This window comes from Longimicrobium sp., assembly GCF_036388275.1.
In the GTDB taxonomy this organism is placed as follows: domain Bacteria; phylum Gemmatimonadota; class Gemmatimonadetes; order Longimicrobiales; family Longimicrobiaceae; genus Longimicrobium.
On the sequence record NZ_DASVSF010000076.1, the window covers coordinates 62,114 to 84,464 of the forward strand.

Genomic DNA, 22,351 nt, shown 5'->3' on the forward strand with positions numbered 1-22,351 from the left:
GCCCCGGGGCCTTCGTTCACGAAGGGCGCTGTGGCGGCCGGTGAGGGTACCCGGGAATGAACGGGGAGGGTACGGCAGGCGAGGGTAGGCGCGCTTGATGGCGCCGGGGATCAAGGTAGCTGCTCCAGGCCCGGGGAGCAACCCTTTGATTGGCGTGGACGGATCGCACGCACGAGGCACGTCCCTGAAGCGGACGGCCGGGCCCGCGCGGCGCGCGGTGGCGTTCCGGCCCCGCTCAGGCCGGGCCGTCGTCGTGGGTGGGAAGGCGAATGAAGAGGGTGGTGCCGGCGCCCGGGGCCGATTCCACCTCCAGCGTGCCCCCCAGCAGCTCCACGCGCTCGCGCATTCCCACCAGCCCGATGCGCCGCGTGCGCGCCCCCGTGGCGGCGGCGGCGGCCGGGTCGAAGCCCGCGCCGTCGTCTTCCACGATTACGCCCACGCTTCCCGGCCGCCGCTCCAGGATCACGCTCACGTTCTGCGCGGCCGAGTGCTTGGCCACGTTGGTGAGCGCTTCCTGGACGGTGCGGAAGAGCGTCGTTTCCAACTCGAGCGCGAACCGCTCGGGGCCCACGCCCAGCGGCTGGAACCCGGTGGCGATGCCGTAGCGGGCGGCCCAGTCTTCCACGTACGCCTGCAGCGCCTGCTGAAGCCCCAGCCGGTCCAGCGCGGGGGGGCGCAGCTCCGAGGCGATGTGGCTGAGCTCGCCCGCCAGCTGCACCGTGAGCTGCTCCAGGTCGTCCAGCGCGGCCTCCGTTGAGCCGTTCCCGCTCCGCAGCCCCCGCAGTCCCAGGCGAAGGGCGGTCACCAGCTGCCCAAGCTGGTCGTGAAGCTCCCGCGAAAGGCGGATGCGCTCCTGCTCCTCGGCGGCGATCAGCTGGCGCAGCAGGACGTAGCGCGTGGCCTCCAGCCGCGACCGCTCGGCGCGCTCCTCCCGCAGCCGCTCCGCGGCCCCCTCCAGCTCGTCGGTCCGCCGCTCGTCCCCCTCGTCGTGGGCGCGCTCCTGCAGCAGCTCGGACTTCAGCCGGATGGCCACCTCGGCCTGGTGCTGGGCGATCAGGAGGGCGGCCTCTTCCGCGCGCTTGGCCGTCAGGTCGCGGGTGACCTTGGCGAAGCCCAGCAGCTTTCCCTCGGTGTCGCGCAGCGCGGTCAGCGACACACGGGCCCAGAAGGTACTGGTGTCGGCCCGCACGCGGTGGCCCTGGCCGATGTATTCGCCCGACTCCGCCGCCTGCACCAGGTGCTGCTCGGCCGTTCCGTCTTCCGAGCCGCCGTCCGGGTACAGCATGCGAAGGTGCGAGCCCTCGGCCTCTTCCCGGGACCACCACTTGATCAGCCGCGCGCCCTCGCCCCAGAAGGTGATCACGCCTTCCGGGTCCGTCAGGAAGATGGCGTAATCGCGGACGTTCTCGGCCAGCGCGGCGAAGGCGCGGTCGGCCACCTCGGCCGGCGCCTGGCCGCGGTACGGGTCGCGCGGCGCGGCGGCGGCCGGGTCGCGGACGATTTCCTCGCCCCGCTTCCAGGCCGCCACCCGCTCGGCCGACTCGCGGCCGGGGGGCGAAGCGGTGGGAAACGCGGGCGAGCGGTCGCGGTTTTCGTCGTTCATGCCGAGCAGGGAAAGCAGGACCGGCGCCAGCACCGTCGCATGGCGTGCCGCCGGAGGGAAAGCTGAGACCGGCTATTCCGCCGCGGGAAGGGTGAGCGTGAAGGTGCTGCCCGCGTCCGGCGTGCTTTGGGCCGTCAGGTCGCCCCCCATGCCGCGCGCCAGGTCGCGGCTGATGGCCAGCCCCAGCCCCGTGCCTTCGGCCGTGCGCGCCAGGTCTGCCCGCACCTGCACGAACGGCTCGAAGATGCGCTCCATCTGGTCGGGCGCGATGCCGATGCCCGTGTCGCGCACCAGGACGTGCACGTCGGTTCCGGCGGACTCGCACGCCAGCTCCACGCGGCCGCCGGGCCCGGTGAACTTCACCGCGTTGGAAAGCAGGTTCACCAGGATCTGCCGCACCTTCTCGGCGTCGGCGCGGGCGGTCAGCCCGGGCGGGCACCGGGTGACGGAAAGCGACAGCTTCTTGGCCCCGGCCTGCGGCGCCACCAGCGCCTCGGCGGCGGCGAGTGCATCGCCCAGGCTCACGTCGGCCATGTCGTAGCGCACGGTGCCCGTTTCCAGCCGCGCGTAGTTCAGCACCTCGTTGATCAGCCCCAGCAGGTGCCGCTGGCTCACCTGGATGCGCCGCAGGTCCTCGAACTGCTGCTCGGTGACGGGCCCGCGGATCCCCAGCTCCATCAACTCCGCGTACCCGCCGATGGCGTTCAGCGGGGTGCGCAGCTCGTGGCTCATCACGGCCAGGAACTCGCTCTTGGCGCGGTTGGCGCGCTCGGCCTCGGCGCGGGCGGCGTGCTCGGCCTCGAACAGCCGGGCGCGCTCCACCGCCAGAGCGGCCTGCTGCCCCACGGCCAGGAGAAAGGCGCGCTCCCCGGCGGTGAACGCGCGGGGTGCATGGAACGAGAACGAGATCACGCCCACCGTTTCGCCCGCCACCAGCAGGGGAACGAAGGCCGCGGATGCTACGCCCAGCGCGTCCCACACGGGCGCGATGGACGAAAAGCGTGCGTCAAGCCCCTCCGGCCCTCCGCGCCTTTCGATCCACACGGGCGACTGCGTGCGGAAGCACTCCGTCAGGGGGCTGCGGAAGTCCAGCCGCTGCCGCTTCACGTGCGCCGGCACCGGCTCGGGAAAGCCGACCGTGCGCAGCAGCACCAGCGCCTCGCCGTCGGCTTCGCGGACGGCCAGCGCCCCGGTCTTCGCCCCCTGCGCCACCACCATGTCGGCCACGACGACGGTCGCCACGTCGTCCACCGTGCGGGCGCGCGCCAGCGCCGCCGTAAGCGCCTGCAGGCGCTCGGCGCGGTCGCGGGCGGCCTCGGCCTCGGCCAGGGCGGTGCGCAGGCGGCGCTCGCTTTCCTGCAGGCTGCGCAGCGCGCGTGCCCGCTCGATGGACTCCCAGCAGCGCTGCGTCACGGTGCGCAGCAGCTCCACGTCTTCGCTCAGCCAGTGCCGGGGCGCACGCTGGTGCACCGCCATCCCCGCCACGAAGCGCCCGGCTTTGTGCAGCGGCATGGAGATCACGGCGCGGATCTGCGTCTGCTCGTACGCGGCGCGGTCCGCCCCGGACACGCGCGGGTCCGCGGCCATGTCGTCCACGACGTAGGGTTCGTCCCGCCGCATCAGCCGCAGCGCCTCGGCGCCGAACGCCGACATCGCGTAGCGCCCCACGATGCTGGCCGTGTCGCCCCGCGTGTAGTCGCCGGTCAGGACGAAGTGGTCCTCGTCGGCCTCCACCTCGGCATAGGCGCAGCGGTCCACCCCAAGGTGCTCGCCGAGAAGGCGGGCGGCGGTGGCCACCACCTGGTCCGGGTCCGTCAGCGGCTGCAGCGCCTGGCCCAGCGCCGCCAGGAAGGCCAGCCGCCGCTCCACCCGCACCGCCTCGCTGATGTCGCGCACCTCGATGATGGTGCCCACCGTGCGGCCCTCCTGACGGATGGGGCTGGCGGTGAACGCCACGGGGTAGAAGTGCCCGTCCTTGTGGACGAACGTCTCCTCGCCCTGCTCGCGCATGTTCTGGGGAAACGCCTGGTCGATGGGGCACTCCTCCAGGGGATAGGGAGTGCCGTCGGGGCGGGTGTGGTGGACGTAGTAGTGAAGCGCCTTGCCCTGCAGCTCCTGCAGCCGGAAGCCCGTGAGCTCCTCGGCCGCGCGGTTCATGTACGTGCAGCGCTGCTGCTCGTCCATGATGAACAGCGCCAGCGTGGCGTTCTCCGCCACCGTCTCCAGCTGGCGGCGGTAATGATCAGGACCGTTCACGAGCCGTCACCGGGCGGCGGTGGAGATCCCGGCGGCGGCTTCCGCCCGCGCGGGTGCGAGCGCCGCATCCCATGCAACATCCTCACCGGACACCCCGCGCGCCCCGCCGCGGCTCTTGCCCCCGTCTCGCCGAACACACACGTTTATCGTGCCACGGGACCCACTTTCCGGCTCTCGACCCGCGAACACGGGCGGGTTGCAGCCTGTTCCGGGCCCGCGTGGATTCCCGCCGGGCACGACATCACCGGCTCCGAAACCACGCATTCCGTATCGATCTCTCCTGGCCTTTCCGATGAAATCGCTTTTTGCCGCGGTGCTCTGCCTCGTGCTGTCCGCCTCCGCCGCCGGCGCGCAGCAAACCGCCCGCCTGCAGGGCCGCGCCACCGACCCAGCCGGGAGTCCCGTGGCAGGCGTCTCCCTGCGTGCGGGCGACGCGAACACCGTCACCGATGCGCAGGGGAGCTACGCGCTGCGCGTGGCGCCGGGCAGGGCTACGGTGGTCGCCGCGCGAATCGGCTACGCGGTGGAATCGCGAACGCTCGACATCCGGGAAGGCGAGGTGGCGCAGGTAGACTTCGTGCTGAGGCCACAGGCGGTGCAGATCGACGACCTGGTGGTGCCGCCCCCCGACACCGCGGAGTGGCGTGCCGGCGTGCGCCGCGACTCCATGGTGCCGGGCGCCGGGCAGCTGGCCGCCGCGCGGACGCTCCCCCAGCTGCTGGCCGGACGCGTCCCCGGGCTGCAGGTGCGCCCCGGGAGCGGCGCGGTCGCCTCGGGATCACGGCTGCGGCTTCGCGGCGCGTCAGGGATCGAGCTCGCGGGCGAGCCGCTGGTGGTGGTGGACGGCGTGCGCGTGGTGAGCGGGGCCAACGACCTCGTTCTCTTCCTGACGACGGGGCAGCGCCCGTCCCGCCTCGACGACTTCGTTCCCGACGCCTTCGAGCGGGTGGAAGTGCTCTCCGCACCCGCCGCCATCGCCCGGTATGGACCGCAGGGGTCGAACGGGGCGATCGAATTCCATACGCGGCGCGGAGTCGCGGGCCCCCCCCGGGTTCACGGCTTCGCCGAGGCGGGGGTCCGGAGCGACGTCGCCGACTATCCCACCATCTACGGGCGGCTCGGGCGGTTGCCCAATGGGTCGATGACCCCCGTGTGTACCCTGGCCAGACAGGCAGCCGGAACGTGCACACCGGTGGGCGACTCGCTCCTTTCCTACGACGCGATCGAACGGGCGAGCCCCTTTCGCACCGGGGGCACGCGCCGGGTGGGCGCGTCGTACTCGGGCGGGGCGGGGCCGCTGCTGTACCACGCCGGCGGCACCGCCGAGCGCGACCTGGGGGTGCTGCGCCGCGACTCTCGCGCCCGCGAGGAGGCACGTGGCTCCTTCACCCTCACGCCGGGGTTCGGCTTGCAGGTGTCGGGCTCGGCGCTCCACCTGCGCAACGCGCTGGAACTGCCCAACGAGGACGCGAGTCTTCACGGGACGATCGTCAACGCCCTGGCGGGTTTTCCCTTCGGCGCCGACTCCCTCCGCCGGGGCTTCGACCTGCTCACGCAGGCGGAGCGCGACACGCTGGGCGTAACGCAGGACGCCCGCCGTACCGTCGCCACCGCTTCCGTTCGCTGGTCGCCGCTCACCTGGCTGACCGTCGGAGGCCAATACGGCATCGACGACGTGCTGACGGATGAGGTGCCCCACGAGCATTACGACGGGCGGCTCCCCGGAGAGGAAATCACCCACGTCGCGGAAACGGACCGGACACGGCGCAACGCCGACGTGTTCGCCCGCGCCGAGTACGCCGCCCCGTTCGACCTCCTCCTTTCTACGGTGCTGGGCGCGGAGCGGTGGTCCACCCGCCTGTACGCACACCAGGAATACAGGCGTGGCGGCACATTCAGCACGAGCACGCAGCGCGGGCGCGACGAAACGAAGGCTCTCTACGTGCGCCAGGGCGTGTCGTGGCGCAACCGCGTGCTTGCGTCGCTCACCGTGCGTGGCGGCGAATCGCTGGCGTGGGGGCACCGGCTTCTGTCGGGTGCGCTGGGCGCCACGTGGGAGGTGCCGCTCTTCCCGCGCGCGGCGTGGTATGGACGGGTTGCGGGTGCGCGCCGCGTACGGGCAGGCGGAGCGGCACCCGGCGGAGTTGCTGACGGCGTTCCCGCAGCCGTGCCCCCAGGGCGGCTGCCTGCCCGACGAGAAGCCTTCGACACCACAGCGCCACACGGAAGTGGAAGGTGGGGTCGATGCGGAGCTTTGGGGGGGATGGCTGGAGCTATCGCTGACGGCGTACGCCCGGCACACGGAGGGAGTCCTCGCCCTGGTGAACGGGCCGAACTTCTCACAGATCCCGCGATCGGGGCGGGTGGGCAACCGCGGCGGCGAGGCGCGGGTGAGGGTGGGGGCGCCGCCCGCGGCGGGGCTGCAGTGGGAGCTGGTGGCCACCGGGGCAGTGAACCGGAACCGGCTGGAGGAGCTCGAAGGCGGGCCCATCATCCTCGGCATCACGGGCCAGTTCGCCCGCGAGGGGTTTCCGGTGGGCGGGTTCTACGTACGGCGGATCACGGGGTTCGCGGACCGCAACGGCGACGGCGTGATCGGCAACGCCGGGTGCACCACCTCCGACACGTCCGCGTGCGAGGTGCAGGTGAGCGACGACCCGGAGTTCGCCGGTTCGCCCGATCCCACCCGCATGCTCGGGCTCCGCGGCCGGATCCGGCTGGGCTGGGTGGAACTCTCGGCACTGCTGGACCACCAGGGTGGGGTGCACCGGGCCAACGTCACGGACCGGTTCCGTTGCCACTCCCCCGTACAGGCGTGCCGCGCCAGCTACGATCCGTCGGCGTCCCTGGAAGAGCAGGCGCGGCTGGTGGCCTTCGCCGTGCCCGGCTACCTCCAGGTGGAGGACGCGAGCTTCACCCGCGTGCGCGAGGCGGCGGTCACGCTCTCGGTGCCCGGGCGCTGGGCCCGCCTGCTTGGAGGCCGCGGCGCGGAGCTTACGATCGCGGGCCGCAACCTGGCGACCTGGACGCCGTACACCGGCCTGGACCCGGAAACGAACTACCAGGGCGCCAATTCCCTGGTCTTCGCCGAGTTCTTCACCCAGCCCCTTCCGCGCACCGTGACCACCCGGCTCGACGTACGGTTCTAGCGGAAGGAGCCGCCGCGATCCCGGCGCGTCAGGACAAGAGGCCGGCGGGGAATCACTCCCCGCCGGCCTCTTGTCCACGCCGCTTGCCACGGCCAGCCGACCTGCAGGGTGTCGTTTGACCGAAATACTTGGACGCTTTTAACGTAAGTCCTTGAACACAGCGTCCGATGCGACATCTGTCGTGGGCGCGGTCGAGGCCGAAGAGGCTCAGCTCGCTCTTGAGGACACGCTGGGGACCTGATCGGCACCTCGGGAGGTCGAGGTGGAGTTGAACGGAGAAGACCGCGCCGGTAGATTGTTCTCCCTAAGGATCTTCGCTGCTCTGAGGAGCAGCCCATGGGAAACGCGCAGGGCCCCTTGGGATCTGAATCCCAAGGGGCCCTGACAGTCCCGGGGAGATGCCTTGCGGCAGAGGTCCCTGGGCTCCGACGACGAATGTACACGACTCATGAGCATAATGCAAGGGGCTGACCCAGAAGCGGTGGAGATACTCTCTCGGGATCGACTCGAGGGATTTCGCGATAAGGACGACGAGAGCGACAAGGTACTCGTAGGCCGGTACCTGCTCAATGCGGCGATTGCGGAGGCCCTGCATCCTCTGCTGCACGCTGTAGAAGTCGTTCTCCGCAACCGCCTGAACGAGGCCGTGTCGGCCAAGTACCCGATCGAAGCCGACCTACCGGACCAGTACCACGACTATCCGTCCTGGCTCGACGCGACGGCAGGCCCTGTCACGGAATCCCACCAGAAGCACGTTGTAGAGGCCAAAAACAAGGTTCACAAGGAGCTTAGGCGACAGTATGGGCCCGGTTTGGCTTCAGCTCGGCGGATGCGGACTCCTGGGCGTCTGGTAGCAGCTCTTCCCTTCAGCTTTTGGGTGTTCCTCTTCGATACCGATTACTCAGGGACCCGCGATGCGCCGGGAAATTTCTGGCCAGAGCTTCTACCGGCAGTGTTCCCACACAAGAAACCAAGCGTACCGCTCAACGTCATCCGAAGCCGCTTGAGACATCTGCTCGTGGTTCGGAACCGCGTCATGCACCACGAGCGGATCCATCCGTACTCCGCGGGCAAGGGATTGCCATGGAATCCCATGACAATTCGGCGCGAGATTCTGGAGCTTCTGGGGTGGATGAGTCCGAGAGCCGAGAAGTTGGTGGGCCGCTTCGACCGCCTGCCCGAGGTCATGGACCCGCTCAACCTCAGGTACTTACGATGGACCCCTTGGCTGTTCTGACAGCACCGGATGTGGTCCGTTGGCGACGAGCGAGATGGGGGGCTCAGGACGACGGCGACGCGGGTCTACAGTGATGAGAGGGCAAGCCGCTCAGACAGAGATGCGAGCATCTCAACGGCGCCCCGGATCAGGGACCGGTGCAGACGCACGAACTCACCCCTCCTGCGGGGTAGCCCATTGAGCCCAAGGGCGCCGAGCGCGGCTCTGGCCATCTGTAGCCCCCCAGATCGGACCACCTACGGTAACCCCGGGCGAGCCCGAATAGCGACCTTGGCAGGATCGTGGCAGTATCCAAGCACTTCCGCGAAACCTGTTCACGTACTTCCGTGCATCGACAGCGGGCCGTCACACATCCAGAAAGCGGACGTAGCGCGCGTTCTCCTCGATGAACTGGCGGCGGGGCTCCACCTCTTCGCCCATCAGCTTGGTGAACACGCTGTCGGCCTCCACCGCGTCCTCCATGGTCACCTGCAGGAGTGTGCGCGTGTCGGGGTCCATGGTGGTCTTCCACAGCTGCTCGGGGTTCATCTCGCCCAGGCCTTTGTAGCGCTGCACGTGAATGCCGCGCTCGCTCTTGCCCTCGCCATCGCCGTTCCCCTTGAAGCGGGCCAGGATGGTGTCGCGCTCGGCGTCGCTGTAGGCGTAGTGCTCCTGCTTGCCCTTCTTTACCAAGTACAGCGGCGGCTGGGCGATGTAGATGTAGCCCTCGTCCAGCAGCTGACGCATCTGCCGGAAGAAGAAGGTCAGCAGCAGGGTGCGGATGTGGCTGCCGTCGACGTCGGCGTCGGTCATGATGATGACCTTGTGGTACCGCGCGTTCGTCAGGCTGAACTCGTCGTCGCCGATCCCCGTGCCGATCGCCGTGATGATGGCGCGGATCTCGTCGTTGCTCAGCACCTTGTCGAAGCGCGCCTTTTCCACGTTCAGGATCTTGCCCTTCAGCGGCAGGATGGCCTGGAACTCCCGCTTGCGCCCCTGCTTGGCGCTGCCGCCGGCGCTGTCGCCCTCCACGATGTACAGCTCGGTGAGCTCGGGGTTGCTCGACGAGCAGTCGGCCAGCTTGCCCGGCAGAACGCCCGTTTCCAGCGCGCTCTTCTTGCGGGTGAGGTCGCGCGCCTTGCGGGCAGCCTCGCGCGCACGGGCGGCCGAGATGGCCTTTTCGATGATCGCCCGGCCGATGCCCGGCGTTTCGTCCAGGAACTCGCTGAGCTTCTGGTTGACCACCGCCTCGACGGCGCCCTTCACCTCGCTGTTGCCGAGCTTGGTCTTGGTCTGCCCCTCGAACTGCGGCTCGCGCACCTTTACGCTGATGACGGCCGTAAGGCCCTCGCGCACGTCGTCGCCGGAGAGCGCGTCGAGCCCGCCCTTCTTGAACAGCCCCGACTTGCGCGCGTACTCGTTGATGGAGCGCGTGAGCGCCGCCTTGAAGCCCGTGAGGTGGGTGCCGCCCTCGTGGGTGTTGATGTTGTTGACGAAGGTGAACGTGTTCTCGTTGTACCCGTCGTCGTACTGCAGGGCGATCTCGATCTCGGCCTCGGCGCGGCTGGCCTCGATGTAGATGACCTCGGCGTGCAGCGGCTTGCGGGTGCCGCGCAGGTGCTCCACGAACTCGCGCAGGCCGCCCTCGTAGTGGTAGTCGTCGCGCTTCGGCTCCTGCCCCTCTTCCGTCCGCTCGTCGGCCAGCGAGATGAACACGCCCTTGTTCAGGAACGCCAGCTCGCGAAGGCGATTGCTGAGCGTATCGAACGAGTAGGTGGTCTCTTCGAAGATCTGCGGGTCGGGCTTGAAGGTGACGGTGGTTCCCGACTCCGTCGTGTCGCCCGTAACCGTCAGCTCCTGCGTCTTGTCGCCGCGCGCGAAGGCCATTTCGTGCACGTGCCCCTCGCGCTTCACCACCAGGCGAAGCCACTCGGAAAGCGCGTTCACCACCGACACGCCCACGCCGTGAAGGCCGCCCGACACCTTGTACGAGCCGCCCTCCTGGTTTTCGAACTTGCCGCCCGCGTGAAGCACCGTCAGCGCCAGCTCCACCGCGGGCACGCCCTCGGTGGGGTGCATGCCCACGGGAATGCCGCGACCGTTGTCGACCACGGTGATGCTGTTGTCGGCGTGGATGGTGACGTCTACCCGGTCGGCGAAGCCGGCCAGCGCCTCGTCGATGGAGTTGTCGACCACCTCGTACACCAGGTGGTGAAGGCCCCGCGCGCTGGTGGAGCCGATGTACATGCCCGGGCGCTTGCGAACCGCCTCCAGGCCCTTGAGCACCTGGATTTGCCCAGCGTTGTAATCGCTCTCTGCGCCGTTGATAGACATGGCTTCGGGGTATCGTGTTCCGGTTACGTAATCAGTGCATCCAGTACACCGTATGGACGCCGAAGTTCAGGGACAGGTACCGAGTGCCAGGTACCAAGTGCCAAGTAACGCCGTCTGGTACTTGGCACTAGTCACTTGGCACTGTCCCAACTACCCGTTCCTCATCACGAAGACGATCTGCTCGATGCGGCCGTCCTTCTTGCCGGCGTTCACGTGCCGCATCAGGTCGTGCTTCATCATGTTCAGCTCCATCATCCACGCGCTGGTATTGACGGCCACGAACAGGGTGCCCTCGGAAACGCGCAGCGGCTCGGTGACGGCGGCGATGCCCGGGCCCACGCGCTGCTCCCACTCGGGGATCACGGCCGCGGCCTCTACCTTGGGCGCCAGCCCGCTGCGGGCAAGGTAGCGCGCAAGGACGTCGCCCACGGCCTGGGGCTGTCCGGTGCTGGGCTCTCGCTTGCGGCTCACGGCGTGGGGAATCTGGCGATGCAGGACGGAGGTACAATGTAGCATCGCGCGCGCGCGTACGAAACCACCGGCGCCCCGTGTAAACACTTTCCGCGCGTCCTCCGTCACACACCCGTAACCCCGTCGGGCGCCCGGCACCTTCCGCGGGCGGGGCTGGCCTCCCCGCCCGCAATTGCTCCAGCGAAAGACCATCTCCATGTCATCCGCTTCCCTTCCCATCGCTCTTCGTCTGGCCATGACCGCGCTGTTCCTGGCCGTCGCCGCCCCGGCCGCGGCGCAGCAGAACGACGATCTTCCCGTCGACCCCGCCACCCGCGACCGCCTGGTGGCCTTCGTCGCCCAGCGCGTCGGCGACGGCTACGTGAACCCCGCCGTCGGCCGGCGGGTGAGCGACGGAGTCATGGCGCTGCACCGCGCCGGGCGCTACGGTGCGCTGGGCACCGCTTCGGCGCTCACCGACACCCTGACCGCCGACCTGCGGCGCATCGGCAGCGACAGCCACCTGCAGGTGGTGTTCAGCGTGCGCCCGCGCCCCATGTCCGCCGGGGGCGCACCTTCCCCGGACGAGGCGCGCAGGCAGCGCGAGGCCGCGGCGGCGCGCAACTTCGGATGGCACCGCGTGGAAAGGCTGGACGGCAACGTGGGATACATCGAGGTGGGCCGGTTCGAGCCCCTGGAAGACGCCGGCCCCGTGATGGCGGCGGCCATGCGGTTCCTGTCCAACACCGACGCGATCATCGTGGACCTGCAGACCAACGGCGGCGGACACGCGCAGACGGTGAACGCCTTCGTCTCGTACTTCCTTCCGCCCGGGGTGCACGTGTCCACTCTCCATCGCCGCGACCCGGCAGACTCCGTGCGCGCGGTGACGGATTCGGTGCTCCCGGCGCCGCGCTACCTGGACCGCCCCGTCTTCGTGCTGACCGCCGCGCGCACCTACTCCGGCGCGGAGGGGTTCACCTACGGCCTGCGGATGCGTGGCCGGGCGACCGTGGTGGGCGAGCGCACGCGGGGCGGCGCCAACCCGGGCGAGTGGCAGCAGATGAACGAACACTTCGCCGTCTTCGTCCCCACCGCACGCGTGGCCGACGCCGTGACGGGGGGCAACTGGGAGGGCGCGGGCATCCAGCCCGACATCGCCGCCGCGCCGCGCGAGGGACTTGCGACCGCGCACACGGCGGCGCTCCAGAAGCTGCTGGCGGAGCGCCCGGACTCCCCGCGCGCGCCGATGTGGCGCGAGGCGCTGGAGCGGCTGCGCGGCCGGGCGTCCGCACCGTGAAGAGGAGTGGCCGTGGGCGATGAGCTGCCGGGCGACCTGGAGGCGCTGGCCGCCGCCGCGAGGTCGTCGCCTTCGGACGCCGGCCCCGCCATCGCCGCCCTGCTGGCGGCCTCGCGGGAGCGGGTGTACCGCTGGGCCCTCGTTCGCACGGGAGACCCCGACGACGCCGACGACGTGGCGCAGGAGGTGTCGATGGCCCTTCACCGGCGGCTGCACCAGTTCGGTGGGCGCTCGCGATTCAGCACCTGGCTGTACCGCCTCGCGGCAAACGCCGCCGCCGAGCTCCACCGCCGCAGCCGCCGTCGCAGCGAGGTGCACGGCCTGGCTTCGGACGAAACGGTCACCGCCGCGATGGACGAGCGGATCGCGGGGCTGCCCGACCGCCGCATCGCGGACACGGTCCACGGGTTCTTCGCCGGGCTCCCCGACCGCCAGCGCGAGCTGGTGGACCTGGTGGACCTGCAGGGCTACACCGCGGCCCAGGCGGCGGAGATGCTGGAGATCGAACCCGCCACGGCGCGCACCCACCTGTTCCGCGGCCGGCGCGCGCTGCGGGAGCGGCTCCTGGAAACGTACCCCACCCTGAGGGAAGACCGGTGACGATGACCTGCGCCCAGGCGCTGGACCAAATGCTGGAAGCCGAGCCCGCGGAACTGCACGCGGATGCTCCGGGTGCGCTCGCCGGACACCTTCGCGGCTGCGACGCCTGCCGGAGCGCAGCCCAGCGGATATTGGCGGCACAGGCGGATCTCGCGTCCGGGCTCGCCGCGCTGTCCGCCGCGGGCGTGCGGGAGGAGGTGCGCGTGCGACCGATCGGAAGCGCCCCGTCCGCCGTGCGGCGCTGGACACTGCGCGCGGCCCTGCCGCTGGCGGCGGCCGCCTCGCTCCTGCTGGTGCTGCGCCGGCCGTCATCATCGCCCCCGGAATCCTCCCGGGTGGCCGCGGCCGCAATCCAGCGCGACATGATGCACGAGGAGTCCCTGGTGGAGCCCGGCCCCGGACAGAGCGCCGCGGTGATTGCCACCCGCGATCCCGAGATCACCGTGGTCTGGCTCTACCCATCCAACTGACCCGAACGGAGTTGATCCGATGACCCGATTTTTCCGAGCCGCGAGCACCGTGCTGGTGCTGCTGCTGGCCGCCTGCGACAGCGGACGCAACCTGCAGGTGCGCACGTACGAGCTGCACCGGCTTTCGAAGGACGAGGCGATGACGCTGGTCACCCCGTACGTGGACGATGGAGGATACCTGAGCGGGAGCGACAAGCTGATCACGGTGCGCACGAGCCCCGCACGGCAGGGAGAGATTGCGACGGTGCTGGCCAAATTCGACGCGGCGCCCGTGGAGGTGGTGCTCCACTTTCGCGTGGTGGAGGCCAACGGCTTCACCACGCGCGACAGCGCCCTGGCAGACGTGGAGCCGCTGCTGCGTGGCCTCTTCCGCTACGATGGATACCGCCTGGCGCGCGAAGCCACCGTGCAGGTGACCGAGGGAGGAAAGTTTTCGCAGGGTACTGGCGGGCCCACGGCCCTGCAGGGACAGGTGGAGCGGGTCACCCGGGTGGGGAACGAGTACCGGGTGAAGGTTTCCATCTCGCTCGCGGCACCCGGCGGTGCCATGCAGAGCTCTGTCACCGCGGTGGCCGGGAAGACGGTGGTCGTCGGGTCGCAGAAGGAGGGTTCGGCCGCCGGCGCGTGGATCGTGGTGATGCGCCCGGAGGTTCGCTGATCAATCCGGGACGACGACGCCCGCGCGGATGCTCCAGCGTGGCAGCGTTTCGCCCCGCAGCTGAAAATCGGTGGGCTTGGGGGAGGTCAGGATTACCTGGCCCCCCTCTTCGGCCTCGATCCAGTCGACGATGCGCTGCGAGCGGCCGGGGTCCAGCTCGGCGAAAACGTCGTCCAGCAGGATGATGGGCTCGCGGCCGCGCGCCTGGTGGATGGTCTCGGCCTCCACCATCCGCAGGGCGATGGCGCCCGTCCGCTGCTGCCCGCCGGAGCCATAGGTGCGCAATTCCAGCGTGCCGCCCTCGCCCTCCGTGGTGAAGCGCAGGTCGTCGCGGTGCGGCCCTACGAGCGTCATCCCGCGGCGCTGCTCGCGATCCGCCGCCCGGCCCAGCGCCTCGCGGAAGGCGGCGGCGATCTCCGCCTCGCCCTTCGCATCGCCCATCTCGGGCGCGGAGGGCGTGTACGACATCCGCCCCGGCTGCCCGCCCGCCACGCGCTCGTAGTGCGTGCCGAAGCTGTTCGACCGCTCCGCCACCCAGCGGTCCCGCGCCGCCACCACGCGGCTTCCGGCCGTAATCAGCCCCTCGTCCCACGCCTCCACCAGCGCGCGCGGGCTGCCCTTGCGCAGCAGCGTGTTGCGCTGGAAGAGCGTTTGGCGGTAGCGCTGCAGCGCGCCCAGGTAGCCGGGCTCGGCCAGGGAAAGCACGATGTCCAGGAACCGCCGCCTGCCGCCCGGCCCGTCCGCCACGATCTCCACGTCCGACGGCGAAAAGATCACCGCGCCCACCTGCCCCAGCGCGGCGCCCAGCCGCTCGGGCTCGGCGCCGTTCACCGTCACCTTCTTCTTGCGCGCCCGCCGGTCGAACGCGGCCGACACGGAGCGGTCCGCGCCCGACGCGTCGGCCAGGCGCGCCTCGGCGCGAAAGACGTCCTCGCCGAATCTCACCAGCTGCTCGTCGGGGGCGCCGCGGAAGGAGCGGAAGATTTCCAGGTAGTAGACGGCCTCGAGCAGGTTGGTCTTCCCCTGCCCGTTGTCGCCTACGATGGCGGCGCCCTGCGGCGGAAACTCCAGCACCTGCTCGGCGAAGTTCCGGTAGTTGCGCAGGTGCAGGCGGTGGAGGAACAACGATGTGCGTGAGTGCGGGGCGGGAGTGCGGGAGTGCGGACTCAGCGAAGCCGGCGAACGCTGCGCTCGCCCACCTGGAACTGGAACGGGCGGCGCTCGCGGGACAGCCGCTTGATCTCGGGCCAGTGCTTGATCACCGTCTGCACGATCTGGCAGAGCCGCGGCGAGTTCTTGCCCGGCAGCAGAAAAAACGCGCCCACCCGGTGATCGCGAAGCGCCGCCGCTTCGTGCACCTTGCGGGTGATGCTCACGTCGCGGGTGACGATGCACCACCCCCGCTCGCCTGCGTAGCGGATCCAGGTTTCGTCCGGCGTGGCGGGGGCAAAGAGCTCGTTGACGTGCTCCACCTGCTCACCGAGGACGGTCAGTGCTTCGACCAGCCCCGGCGGCAGGTGGGCATCGAAGAGCAGGGTTACGCCGCCGCCCGCCATTCCTCGAACTGCACGGCGCGTTCAACCTGCGCAGGGGTGATGCGGTACATGGATGCGACGCGGTTCAGCGCGCGGCCGGCGTCGTACTCCTGCTCGCCCGCGTACACGTCGGCCAGGGTTCGCGTGGGGATGCCCGCATCGGCCAGCACCGGCGCACCGAACGACACCTGGGGATCTACGACCACGCCGTTCTCGCGGCCCAGCGGCCACCAGCGCGTGGGCACGTCGGCCGGGTCGAAGTCCAGCTGCCCCAGGTACGGCTGCACGATGGGCTGAAAGGCGTGCTGGCCGTGGCCCACCAGCGCCACCAGCGACTCCTCACCCGGCGCCTCGTCGAGCAGCGCGTAGATGCCTTGCGGATCGGCGAAGAACTTTCGCGTGGCGAACGGGTGCCCGGTGTCCAGCATGCGCGCGGCGACGCCAGCGGCTTCGTCGATCAGGTGCCACGGCGCGCCCGCCTTCCGGAACGCCTTGATGTACATCAGCTCCACGAGCTCGATGAACGTAAGCGCGCGCTGGCCCTCGATCTCGGGAAGCTCGGTGCGGATCAGCGCGGGGTAGCGCACGCGCTCACCGTCGCGAACGCGGGAGTACCCGAACGCCCAGCGGCGCACTTCATCGGCGGGCGCCTTGAGGAGCGAGGCGGCTTCCGCGGGCGTGTAGATGCCAGTTCCAAGCATGTGCCCTCCCGGTCACGAGAAAACCCCAACAGCCAAAGATAACCCGAAAGCCTCAGCGGCAAAAGGAAACATCGTGCGCGCGCCCGCGTCAGATTTCCACGCCCTCGTGGCGCAGCAGCCAGCGCTTGAGCGCCACGCCATCCCCTTCTTCACTCGATCCCATGTAGCCCCCGATGCCGCCCCCAGCGGAGAGCACGCGGTGGCACGGCACGATGATGGGAATGGGGTTCCGCGCGTTTGCCTGGCCGATCGCCCGCGCCGCCTTGCTCCGGATGGCCCGGGCGATGTCGACGTACGAGCGCGTCTGCCCGAACGGAATGTCGCACAGCGCGGCCCACACGCGCTGCTGGAACTCGGTACCCTCGGCGCTCAGGGGCAGGTCGAACTCGCGCCGCGCGCCGGCAAAGTACTCGCGCAGCTGCCCGGCGATCCGCCACCCCATCGGGTCGTCGCGCGTGGGCTCTACGCGGGTGCCGGCGGGCGGGTGGTCGCCCTGCTGCCAGAAGCGCACGGCGTTCAGCCCCTCGTCGGTGTACTCCACGAACAACGGCCCAACGGGCGAGGCCAGCAGCAGGCGATTCACCCGCGAGGTCGGCTCGATTCGCATCTTCATTGGCTTCCTTTCCCCTCTTACCGGCCCTTGAACTCCGCCTTCCGCTTCTCGAGGAAGGCGTTCATCCCCTCGCGCATGTCGTCGGTGGCGGCGAGCAGGCCGAACAGGTTGCTTTCCATCGCCAATCCGTCGTCCAGCGACATCTCCATCCCGCGCGTGGTGCACTCGATGGCCAGCCCCAGCGCGATGGGGCCGTTGGCGATGATGGTGGCCATCATGAGGCGCGCCTCGGCCATCAGCGCGTCCTTCTGGCTGGGCGCCTCCTGGCCCTCCACCGCCTCGGGGCGCCTCACCAGCTTGTTCACCAGGCCGATGCGGTACGCCTCTTCGGCCTTGATGAACTGCGCCGTCAGCATCAGCTCCAGCGCGCGGCCCTTGCCCACGATGCGCGGCAGGCGCAGGGTGCCGCCGTAGCCGGGGATGATGCCCAGCTTCACCTCCGGCAGCCCGAACTGCGCGTTTTCGCTGGCGATGCGAAGGTGGCAGGCCAGCGCCAGCTCGCATCCGCCCCCCAGCGCGAAGCCGTTGACGGCGGCGATCACCGGCTTGCGCGACAGCTCGATCTGCCGGAACACGCGCTGGCCCAGGCGGCTGACGTCGATGCCGTCCACCGGCCCCATCTTCGCCAGCTCGGCGATGTCGGCGCCGGCGACGAAGCCTTTTTCGCCCACGCCGGTCAGGATCACCCCGCGCACGTCGTCGCGCGCCGTGATCTCGTCCATCGCCTGGCCCAGTTCGCGGATGGTCTGCTCGTTGAGCGCGTTGAGCTTGTCGGGCCGGTTGACGGACAGCGTGGCGACCCGGTCCTGCACGTCGAGTTGAAGGTTGCTGTATTCGGCCATGATGAAGGCAGTCCGTGAGTGCGAGGTGCGTGAGTGCGGAAGCGGCTTCCGCAGGGCAACAAGCTACAGGGCGGACACCCTGAAAGCAACGCGCGTCGGAGGCGCCACAGGTGGGTTAGGTAGCCCGTCCGTGGCGGAAATTACGGGGCGGGATCGACGAGAACGAGGACGACGTCGTTGACGTTGGTGCCCGTGGGACCGGTGACGATCAGGTCGCCCGCGGCCTGCAGAAAGGTGTGGGAATCGTTGCGCCGCAGCGACTCGCGCGCGTCCATCCCGCGGGCGCGTCCGCGCGCCACGGTGCCGCCGTCCGCGAACCCGCCCGCGGCGTCCGTGGGCCCGTCGGTGCCGTCCGTGCCCATCGATGCGACCAGCACGCCCGCGTCGCCTTCCAGGTCGATGGCGGCCGAAAGCGCGAGCTCCTGGTTGCGCCCTCCACGTCCGCGGCCCTGGACGGTGACCGTCGTTTCGCCGCCCAGCAGGAGCGCGACGGGCCGGTCCGGCCGCTCCGCGCGCGTGTTCCGCGCGAGAAGCCCGAGCTGCTCGCCGACGGAGCACGCTTCGCCCTCCAGGTCGTCGGCCACGATCCGCGCGCGATAGCCCAGCCGCTCCGCTTCGGCCACGGCGGCGTGCAGGGCGTCGGCATTGCCGGCGATCACGTGCGCGGAGGCGTGGAGGAACGCCGCGTCGAACTCCTTGGGTGTTTCCGGCACCTCGCCCGCGTCGCCGGCCTGCAGGTGGGCGCGCACGGAGGGCGGAACCTGCATCTCGTAGCGCAGGAGCACGTCCAGCGCGTCTTCGTACGTCGTTGTGTCGGGCACGGTGGGGCCGGAGCCGATGGCGCTCAGGCTGCCGCCCACCACGTCGGAGATGGCCAACGTGACGACGCGCGCCGGCGCCGCGGCGTGCGCCAGCCATCCCCCGCCGATGCGCGACAGGTGCTTGCGAACCGCGTTCACCTCGCCGATGCGCGCGCCGCTGCGCAGCAGCCGCTCCGTCACCTCCCGCAGCTCCGAAAGCACCACACCCGGGACGGGGGCAGGCCACAGCGCCGACGCGCCTCCGGAGAGCAGGCACAGCACCAGGTCTCGCCGCCCCGCCGACCGCGCCAGCCGCAGGGCATCCGCCGCTCCGGCCAGCCCACGCGTGTCCGGAACGGGATGCGCCGCCTCCCAAACCTCCATCTTCGGCAGCTCGGCGGCGTATCCGTCCTTCGTCGTGATCGTCCCCTCGGCGACGAGATCGCCCAGCACCTCCAGCGCGCCGCGCGCCATGCCGATCACCGCCTTGCCGGCCCCGATCACCAGCACGCAGTCGATCTCGGCCAGGTCGATCTCGCGCTCCCCGCCGATCCGCAGGAGGCTGCCATCGCGCTGGAGCGCACGGACCACTGCCAGGCGCGGGTCGGCCGCGGCGACGGCGGCATCCAGGATCACCCGGGCATGCTCGCGAAGCGCCGTGGTCATTGGACGGGGGTCAGCGGGAGGTGCCCGGAGAGCACCGCGTGGGCGTTGCGCGCGGCCAGCATCGCCATTCGCGTCCGCGTTTCGCGCGTCGCGGAGCCTACGTGAGGAAGCAGGACCACGTTCGGCAGCTCCAGGAGCCCCGGGTGAATGCGCGGCTCGTGCTCATACACGTCCAGCCCGGCGCCGGCCAGCGGCCCGTCGCGAAGCGCATCCACGAGCGCCGCCTCGTCCACCAGCGCGCCGCGGGCAGTGTTGACGAGGAACGAGCCCGGGCGCATCCGCCGCAGCACCCCGGCGCTTATGGCGTGCCGAGTGTCGGGCGTCAGCGGCGCATGGAGGCTCAGCACGTCGCTGCGGGCGATCAGCGCGTCGAAGTCCACCCATTCCGCCCCCAGCGCCGCGTCCTCCGTCAGGTGGGTGCGGGAGTGATAGATGATCCGCATGCCGAACGGCGACGCCCTCCGCGCCACCGCCTGCCCGATGCGTCCCATCCCGAAGATCCCCAGCGTCTTGCCCGACAGGTCGCCGCCCAGGTAGTCCCAGAAGCCCCAGCCGTGGAACTCGCCCGCGCGCAGGCTGCGCTCCGCCTGCGGGAGTCCCCGAACCGCGGAAAGGATGAGCGCGAACGCCAGGTCGGCCGTGGCGTCGGTCAGCACGTCGGGGGTGTTGGTGACCACGATGCCGCGCTCCCGGCACGCCGCCACGTCCACGTGCTCGTATCCCACCACGGCGTTGGCCACCACCTTCAGCCGCGGCGCGAGGTCCAGCAGGGCCTCGTCCACGCGGACGGTCAGCAGGCACAGCAGCGCCTCGGCGTCGGCCAGGGCGTCGCGCCAGCCGTCCGGTCCCGCGACCGGGCCGAGGGGGCGCAGCAGCTCCGACGCGCCGTCGGGGAGCGGAAAGGTGGTGACGATTCGCGCCATCAGGCGATCGGCTTTTCCCAGAGGCTGATCCCGGCGCCGCTCAGGCCCAGGAGCGCGTGATCGCGAATGCTCATCTCCCGAAATCCCAGCGCGCGGACGATGGGGTGCACGGAAAGCCGGCGCCGTTGGAAGGCGGTGCGCATGGCCTTGATGCCGCGCCCCGCCAGCCACACCTCGAGCGCGTCGAGCGCCTCGCCCGCCAGCCCCTGCCCGCGGTGCGCGGGGTCCACCATCAGCAGCCCCAGCAGGGCGCGATCCGGCTCGGGGTTGCCCGCCCACCATCCCACGGCGCCGACCTCCTCGCCCGTGTCGAGCCGCGTCAGCAGCGCCACCTGGCGCCCGGGGCTGCCGGTGGAGGCGCGCAGTTCGGCGGCACCGGCGTTCGCCTCAGGCGCGGGTCGGCCGGTGAGCGCGGAGAAGTGGTCGGCGCAGCGCTCGAAGACGCGCTGCAGGCGGTCTTCGTCCCCCGGCCCCAAGGTGCGCAGGACCAGGCGGTCGGTCTCAATTTCCAGCGGCGCGGCGGGCGCGTTGTCCACGTAGGTTCCCGTCGTTCAGAAAGAGGTGCGGTGCCCCCGGAGTGGCGATTCCGGCGCGGAAAGTTGCCCCGCGCCGGGCGGGGGCGTCAAGTTGGGGGAGCGAGCGCGGCCGGGGGGCGGCGCGGAACCGAAAACGGCGGAGAGCGGCGAGCGATGCAACTGGAGAGCGCCCACTTCCTGCGGCGCGGCGACCTCGTTCGGCACGCGGACGGGCGCGAGGGAAGCGTGGTGGACGCGATGGCGCTGTACGCCGTCGTGCGATGGGACGGCGGGACGCAGGACGAGGTGGAACAGCTGGATCCGCAGATCCTGGTGACGGAGCGCGCCTCCCGCGAGTAGCAGATCCCCAACTAATCGCCCGATGAGCCACTTCGACCCGAGCTGGTGCGCGCGCCTCCACGCCCGCCCGGCGCCGCCGCCGGAGCCCGCCCCCGCTAAGGAGACGGTGCGTTCCCTGTTCCAGAAGCGCGAGATCCCCTCCGTGCACGAGTGCGAGCTGTGCGGGACGGTGATGTTCGACCACAACTGCAAGATCATCTGCCCCAACTGCGGCTACAAACGCGACTGCAGCGATCCCTGACATCGCTCCGCGTCCCATCCCCCTCACCCGTGGAGAACGGAAAGTGGCTTCCGAACGCAAGGGCGTGGCTCCGCGGGAACCCGGCGCGGGCGTGGCCGAACTCGCCGGCTACGGCGAGCTCCTCGACGATTTGAAGGCGCGCATCCATGCGGCGCGGGTGCGCGCCGCGCTGGCCGTCAACCGGGAGATGATCCTGCTCTACTGGCAGATTGGCGGCCGGATCCTGGTGCGGCAGAACGAGCAGCGCTGGGGCGCCAAGGTCATCCAGCGCCTGTCGCAGGACCTTTCGCGCGAGTTTCCCGGCAGCTCCGGCTTCTCGTCGAGAAATCTCGCGTACATGCGCGCCTTCGCCGAAGCGTACCCGGATGAGGAATTTGTGCAACAGGCTGTTGCACAAATTCCGTGGGGCCACATCACCCTCCTTCTCGGCAAGGCCAAAAGCCCGGCGGAGCGCGAGTGGTACGTCCGCCAGACGGTGGAGAACGGCTGGAGCCGGGCCGTGCTCGCCCACCAGATCGAGAGCGGGCTCTACACGCGCCAGGGGCATGCGATCACGAACTTCGATCTCACTCTTTCGGCGACGCGCTCCGAGCTTGCCCGCGAGCTGATCAAGGACCCGTACCACTTCGGCTTCCTGGAGCTGGGCACCGAGGCCAGGGAGCGCGACCTGGAGCGCGCGCTGCTGGTGCACGTCCGCGACTTTCTCCTGGAGCTCGGGCGGGGGTTCGCGCTGGTCGGCAGCCAGTATCACCTGGAGGTGGGCGGGCAGGACTACCACGTGGACCTGCTGTTCTACCACCTTCACCTGCGCTGCTTCGTCGTCGTGGACCTCAAGATCGGGGCGTTCCAGCCCGAGCACGCGGGGAAGATGAACTTCTACCTCTCCGTGATCGACGACCAGCTCAGGCACGAGGGTGACCAGCCCAGCATCGGGCTGATCCTGTGCAAGGAAAGGAACCGCGTGGTGGCCGAGTACGCGCTGCGCGGCTCCGTGCGGCCGATCGGAGTGTCGGAGTATCGGCTGACGGAACTGCTCCCCGAGCGGCTCCGCGGCAGCCTTCCCTCCGTCCAGGAGCTGGAAAAGGAGATCGGCAGCGCGGACGAGCTGGCGGCCTGACG

At 70.3% G+C, this 22,351-nt stretch carries 21 protein-coding genes and 1 pseudogene; 10 read left to right on the plus strand and 12 right to left on the minus strand.

From position 1 onward, the window contains the following. Window positions 1-235: 235 nt before the first annotated feature. Together VF632_RS15735 and VF632_RS15740 are read right to left on the minus strand one after the other, a co-directional pair. A complete protein-coding gene (locus VF632_RS15735) occupies window positions 236-1,603 on the minus strand; it encodes a PAS domain-containing sensor histidine kinase (protein ID WP_331023869.1) in 1,368 nt (455 codons plus the stop codon). 72 nt (window positions 1,604-1,675) lie between these two features. Further along, window positions 1,676-3,859, minus strand: a complete 2,184-nt coding sequence (locus tag VF632_RS15740) for a GAF domain-containing protein (RefSeq protein ID WP_331023870.1) — start codon at window positions 3,857-3,859, stop codon at window positions 1,676-1,678. Window positions 3,860-4,151: 292 nt separating this feature from the next. Between VF632_RS15740 and VF632_RS28270 the strand changes: the two are divergent. The 3 genes and pseudogenes from VF632_RS28270 to VF632_RS15755 all read left to right on the plus strand — a co-directional run. Continuing rightward, window positions 4,152-4,808: pseudogene (locus VF632_RS28270) on the plus strand (carboxypeptidase regulatory-like domain-containing protein); the annotation flags it as partial. A 1,138-nt stretch (window positions 4,809-5,946) separates the two neighbouring features. Beyond that, entirely contained in the window at window positions 5,947-7,008 is a 1,062-nt protein-coding gene (locus VF632_RS15750; RefSeq protein WP_331023872.1) for a hypothetical protein, read from the plus strand. A gap of 448 nt (window positions 7,009-7,456) precedes the next feature. Continuing rightward, window positions 7,457-8,245 carry a hypothetical protein gene (locus VF632_RS15755; RefSeq protein WP_331023873.1) on the plus strand — a complete coding sequence of 263 codons (789 nt, stop codon included), beginning with the start codon at window positions 7,457-7,459 and terminating at the stop codon, window positions 8,243-8,245. A 345-nt stretch (window positions 8,246-8,590) separates the two neighbouring features. Here VF632_RS15755 and gyrB read toward each other — a convergent pair whose 3' ends face one another. Together gyrB and VF632_RS15765 are read right to left on the minus strand one after the other, a co-directional pair. Next, window positions 8,591-10,558, minus strand: a complete 1,968-nt coding sequence (gene gyrB, locus VF632_RS15760; RefSeq protein WP_331023874.1) for a DNA topoisomerase (ATP-hydrolyzing) subunit B — start codon at window positions 10,556-10,558, stop codon at window positions 8,591-8,593. Between the two features lie 150 nt (window positions 10,559-10,708). Further along, window positions 10,709-11,029: a DUF721 domain-containing protein gene (locus VF632_RS15765; protein ID WP_331023875.1), complete on the minus strand. Its 321-nt coding sequence runs from the start codon at window positions 11,027-11,029 to the stop codon at window positions 10,709-10,711. Between the two features lie 196 nt (window positions 11,030-11,225). Here VF632_RS15765 and VF632_RS15770 point away from each other — a divergent pair, with 196 nt between their 5' ends. Genes VF632_RS15770 through VF632_RS15785 form a run of 4 tightly spaced genes read left to right on the plus strand, consistent with a single transcriptional unit; the run spans window position 11,226 to window position 14,036 of the window. After that, on the plus strand, window positions 11,226-12,308 hold the full coding sequence (locus VF632_RS15770) for a S41 family peptidase (protein WP_331023876.1): 1,083 nt from the start codon (window positions 11,226-11,228) through the stop codon (window positions 12,306-12,308). 12 nt (window positions 12,309-12,320) lie between these two features. After that, window positions 12,321-12,908 (plus strand): RNA polymerase sigma factor, encoded by a 588-nt coding sequence (locus tag VF632_RS15775; RefSeq protein ID WP_331023877.1) that lies wholly within the window; start codon window positions 12,321-12,323, stop codon window positions 12,906-12,908. Beyond that, window positions 12,905-13,378, plus strand: a complete 474-nt coding sequence (locus VF632_RS15780) for a hypothetical protein (protein ID WP_331023878.1) — start codon at window positions 12,905-12,907, stop codon at window positions 13,376-13,378. Before VF632_RS15775 ends, VF632_RS15780 begins: the two co-directional genes overlap by 4 nt. A gap of 19 nt (window positions 13,379-13,397) precedes the next feature. Beyond that, window positions 13,398-14,036 (plus strand): hypothetical protein, encoded by a 639-nt coding sequence (locus VF632_RS15785; RefSeq protein WP_331023879.1) that lies wholly within the window; start codon window positions 13,398-13,400, stop codon window positions 14,034-14,036. Here the strand turns inward: VF632_RS15785 and recF are convergent, their stop codons facing one another. The 8 genes from recF to VF632_RS15825 form a co-directional block, all read right to left on the minus strand. Continuing rightward, a complete protein-coding gene (gene recF / locus VF632_RS15790; RefSeq protein WP_331023880.1) occupies window positions 14,037-15,161 on the minus strand; it encodes a DNA replication/repair protein RecF in 1,125 nt (374 codons plus the stop codon). Window positions 15,162-15,202: 41 nt separating this feature from the next. Beyond that, window positions 15,203-15,592, minus strand: a complete 390-nt coding sequence (locus VF632_RS15795) for a DUF5615 family PIN-like protein (protein ID WP_331023881.1) — start codon at window positions 15,590-15,592, stop codon at window positions 15,203-15,205. Then, window positions 15,574-16,272 carry a hypothetical protein gene (locus VF632_RS15800; protein ID WP_331023882.1) on the minus strand — a complete coding sequence of 233 codons (699 nt, stop codon included), beginning with the start codon at window positions 16,270-16,272 and terminating at the stop codon, window positions 15,574-15,576. The genes VF632_RS15795 and VF632_RS15800 overlap by 19 nt, the downstream gene beginning before the upstream one ends. 88 nt (window positions 16,273-16,360) lie before the next feature. Continuing rightward, the gene (locus VF632_RS15805; RefSeq protein ID WP_331023883.1) at window positions 16,361-16,885 is read right to left on the minus strand and encodes a methylated-DNA--[protein]-cysteine S-methyltransferase; all 525 of its coding nucleotides are present in this window, start codon (window positions 16,883-16,885) and stop codon (window positions 16,361-16,363) included. A gap of 17 nt (window positions 16,886-16,902) precedes the next feature. After that, complete coding sequence (locus tag VF632_RS15810; protein WP_331023884.1) at window positions 16,903-17,727, minus strand: enoyl-CoA hydratase-related protein; 825 nt, start codon at window positions 17,725-17,727, stop codon at window positions 16,903-16,905. Between the two features lie 140 nt (window positions 17,728-17,867). Next, window positions 17,868-19,193, minus strand: a complete 1,326-nt coding sequence (locus VF632_RS15815) for a glycerate kinase (protein ID WP_331023885.1) — start codon at window positions 19,191-19,193, stop codon at window positions 17,868-17,870. Then, window positions 19,190-20,116 carry a D-glycerate dehydrogenase gene (locus VF632_RS15820; RefSeq protein ID WP_331023886.1) on the minus strand — a complete coding sequence of 309 codons (927 nt, stop codon included), beginning with the start codon at window positions 20,114-20,116 and terminating at the stop codon, window positions 19,190-19,192. The genes VF632_RS15815 and VF632_RS15820 overlap by 4 nt, the downstream gene beginning before the upstream one ends. Continuing rightward, window positions 20,116-20,652 (minus strand): GNAT family N-acetyltransferase, encoded by a 537-nt coding sequence (locus VF632_RS15825; RefSeq protein WP_331023887.1) that lies wholly within the window; start codon window positions 20,650-20,652, stop codon window positions 20,116-20,118. The genes VF632_RS15820 and VF632_RS15825 overlap by 1 nt, the downstream gene beginning before the upstream one ends. Window positions 20,653-20,805: 153 nt before the next feature. Here VF632_RS15825 and VF632_RS15830 point away from each other — a divergent pair, with 153 nt between their 5' ends. Genes VF632_RS15830 through VF632_RS15840 form a run of 3 tightly spaced genes read left to right on the plus strand, consistent with a single transcriptional unit; the run spans window position 20,806 to window position 22,349 of the window. Beyond that, window positions 20,806-20,991, plus strand: coding sequence for a hypothetical protein (locus VF632_RS15830; protein ID WP_331023888.1), 186 nt, complete (start codon window positions 20,806-20,808; stop codon window positions 20,989-20,991). 22 nt (window positions 20,992-21,013) lie between these two features. Next, window positions 21,014-21,232, plus strand: a complete 219-nt coding sequence (locus tag VF632_RS15835) for a hypothetical protein (RefSeq protein WP_331023889.1) — start codon at window positions 21,014-21,016, stop codon at window positions 21,230-21,232. 43 nt (window positions 21,233-21,275) lie between these two features. Continuing rightward, entirely contained in the window at window positions 21,276-22,349 is a 1,074-nt protein-coding gene (locus tag VF632_RS15840; RefSeq protein WP_331023890.1) for a PDDEXK nuclease domain-containing protein, read from the plus strand. The last annotated feature ends 2 nt before the right edge of the window (window positions 22,350-22,351 follow it).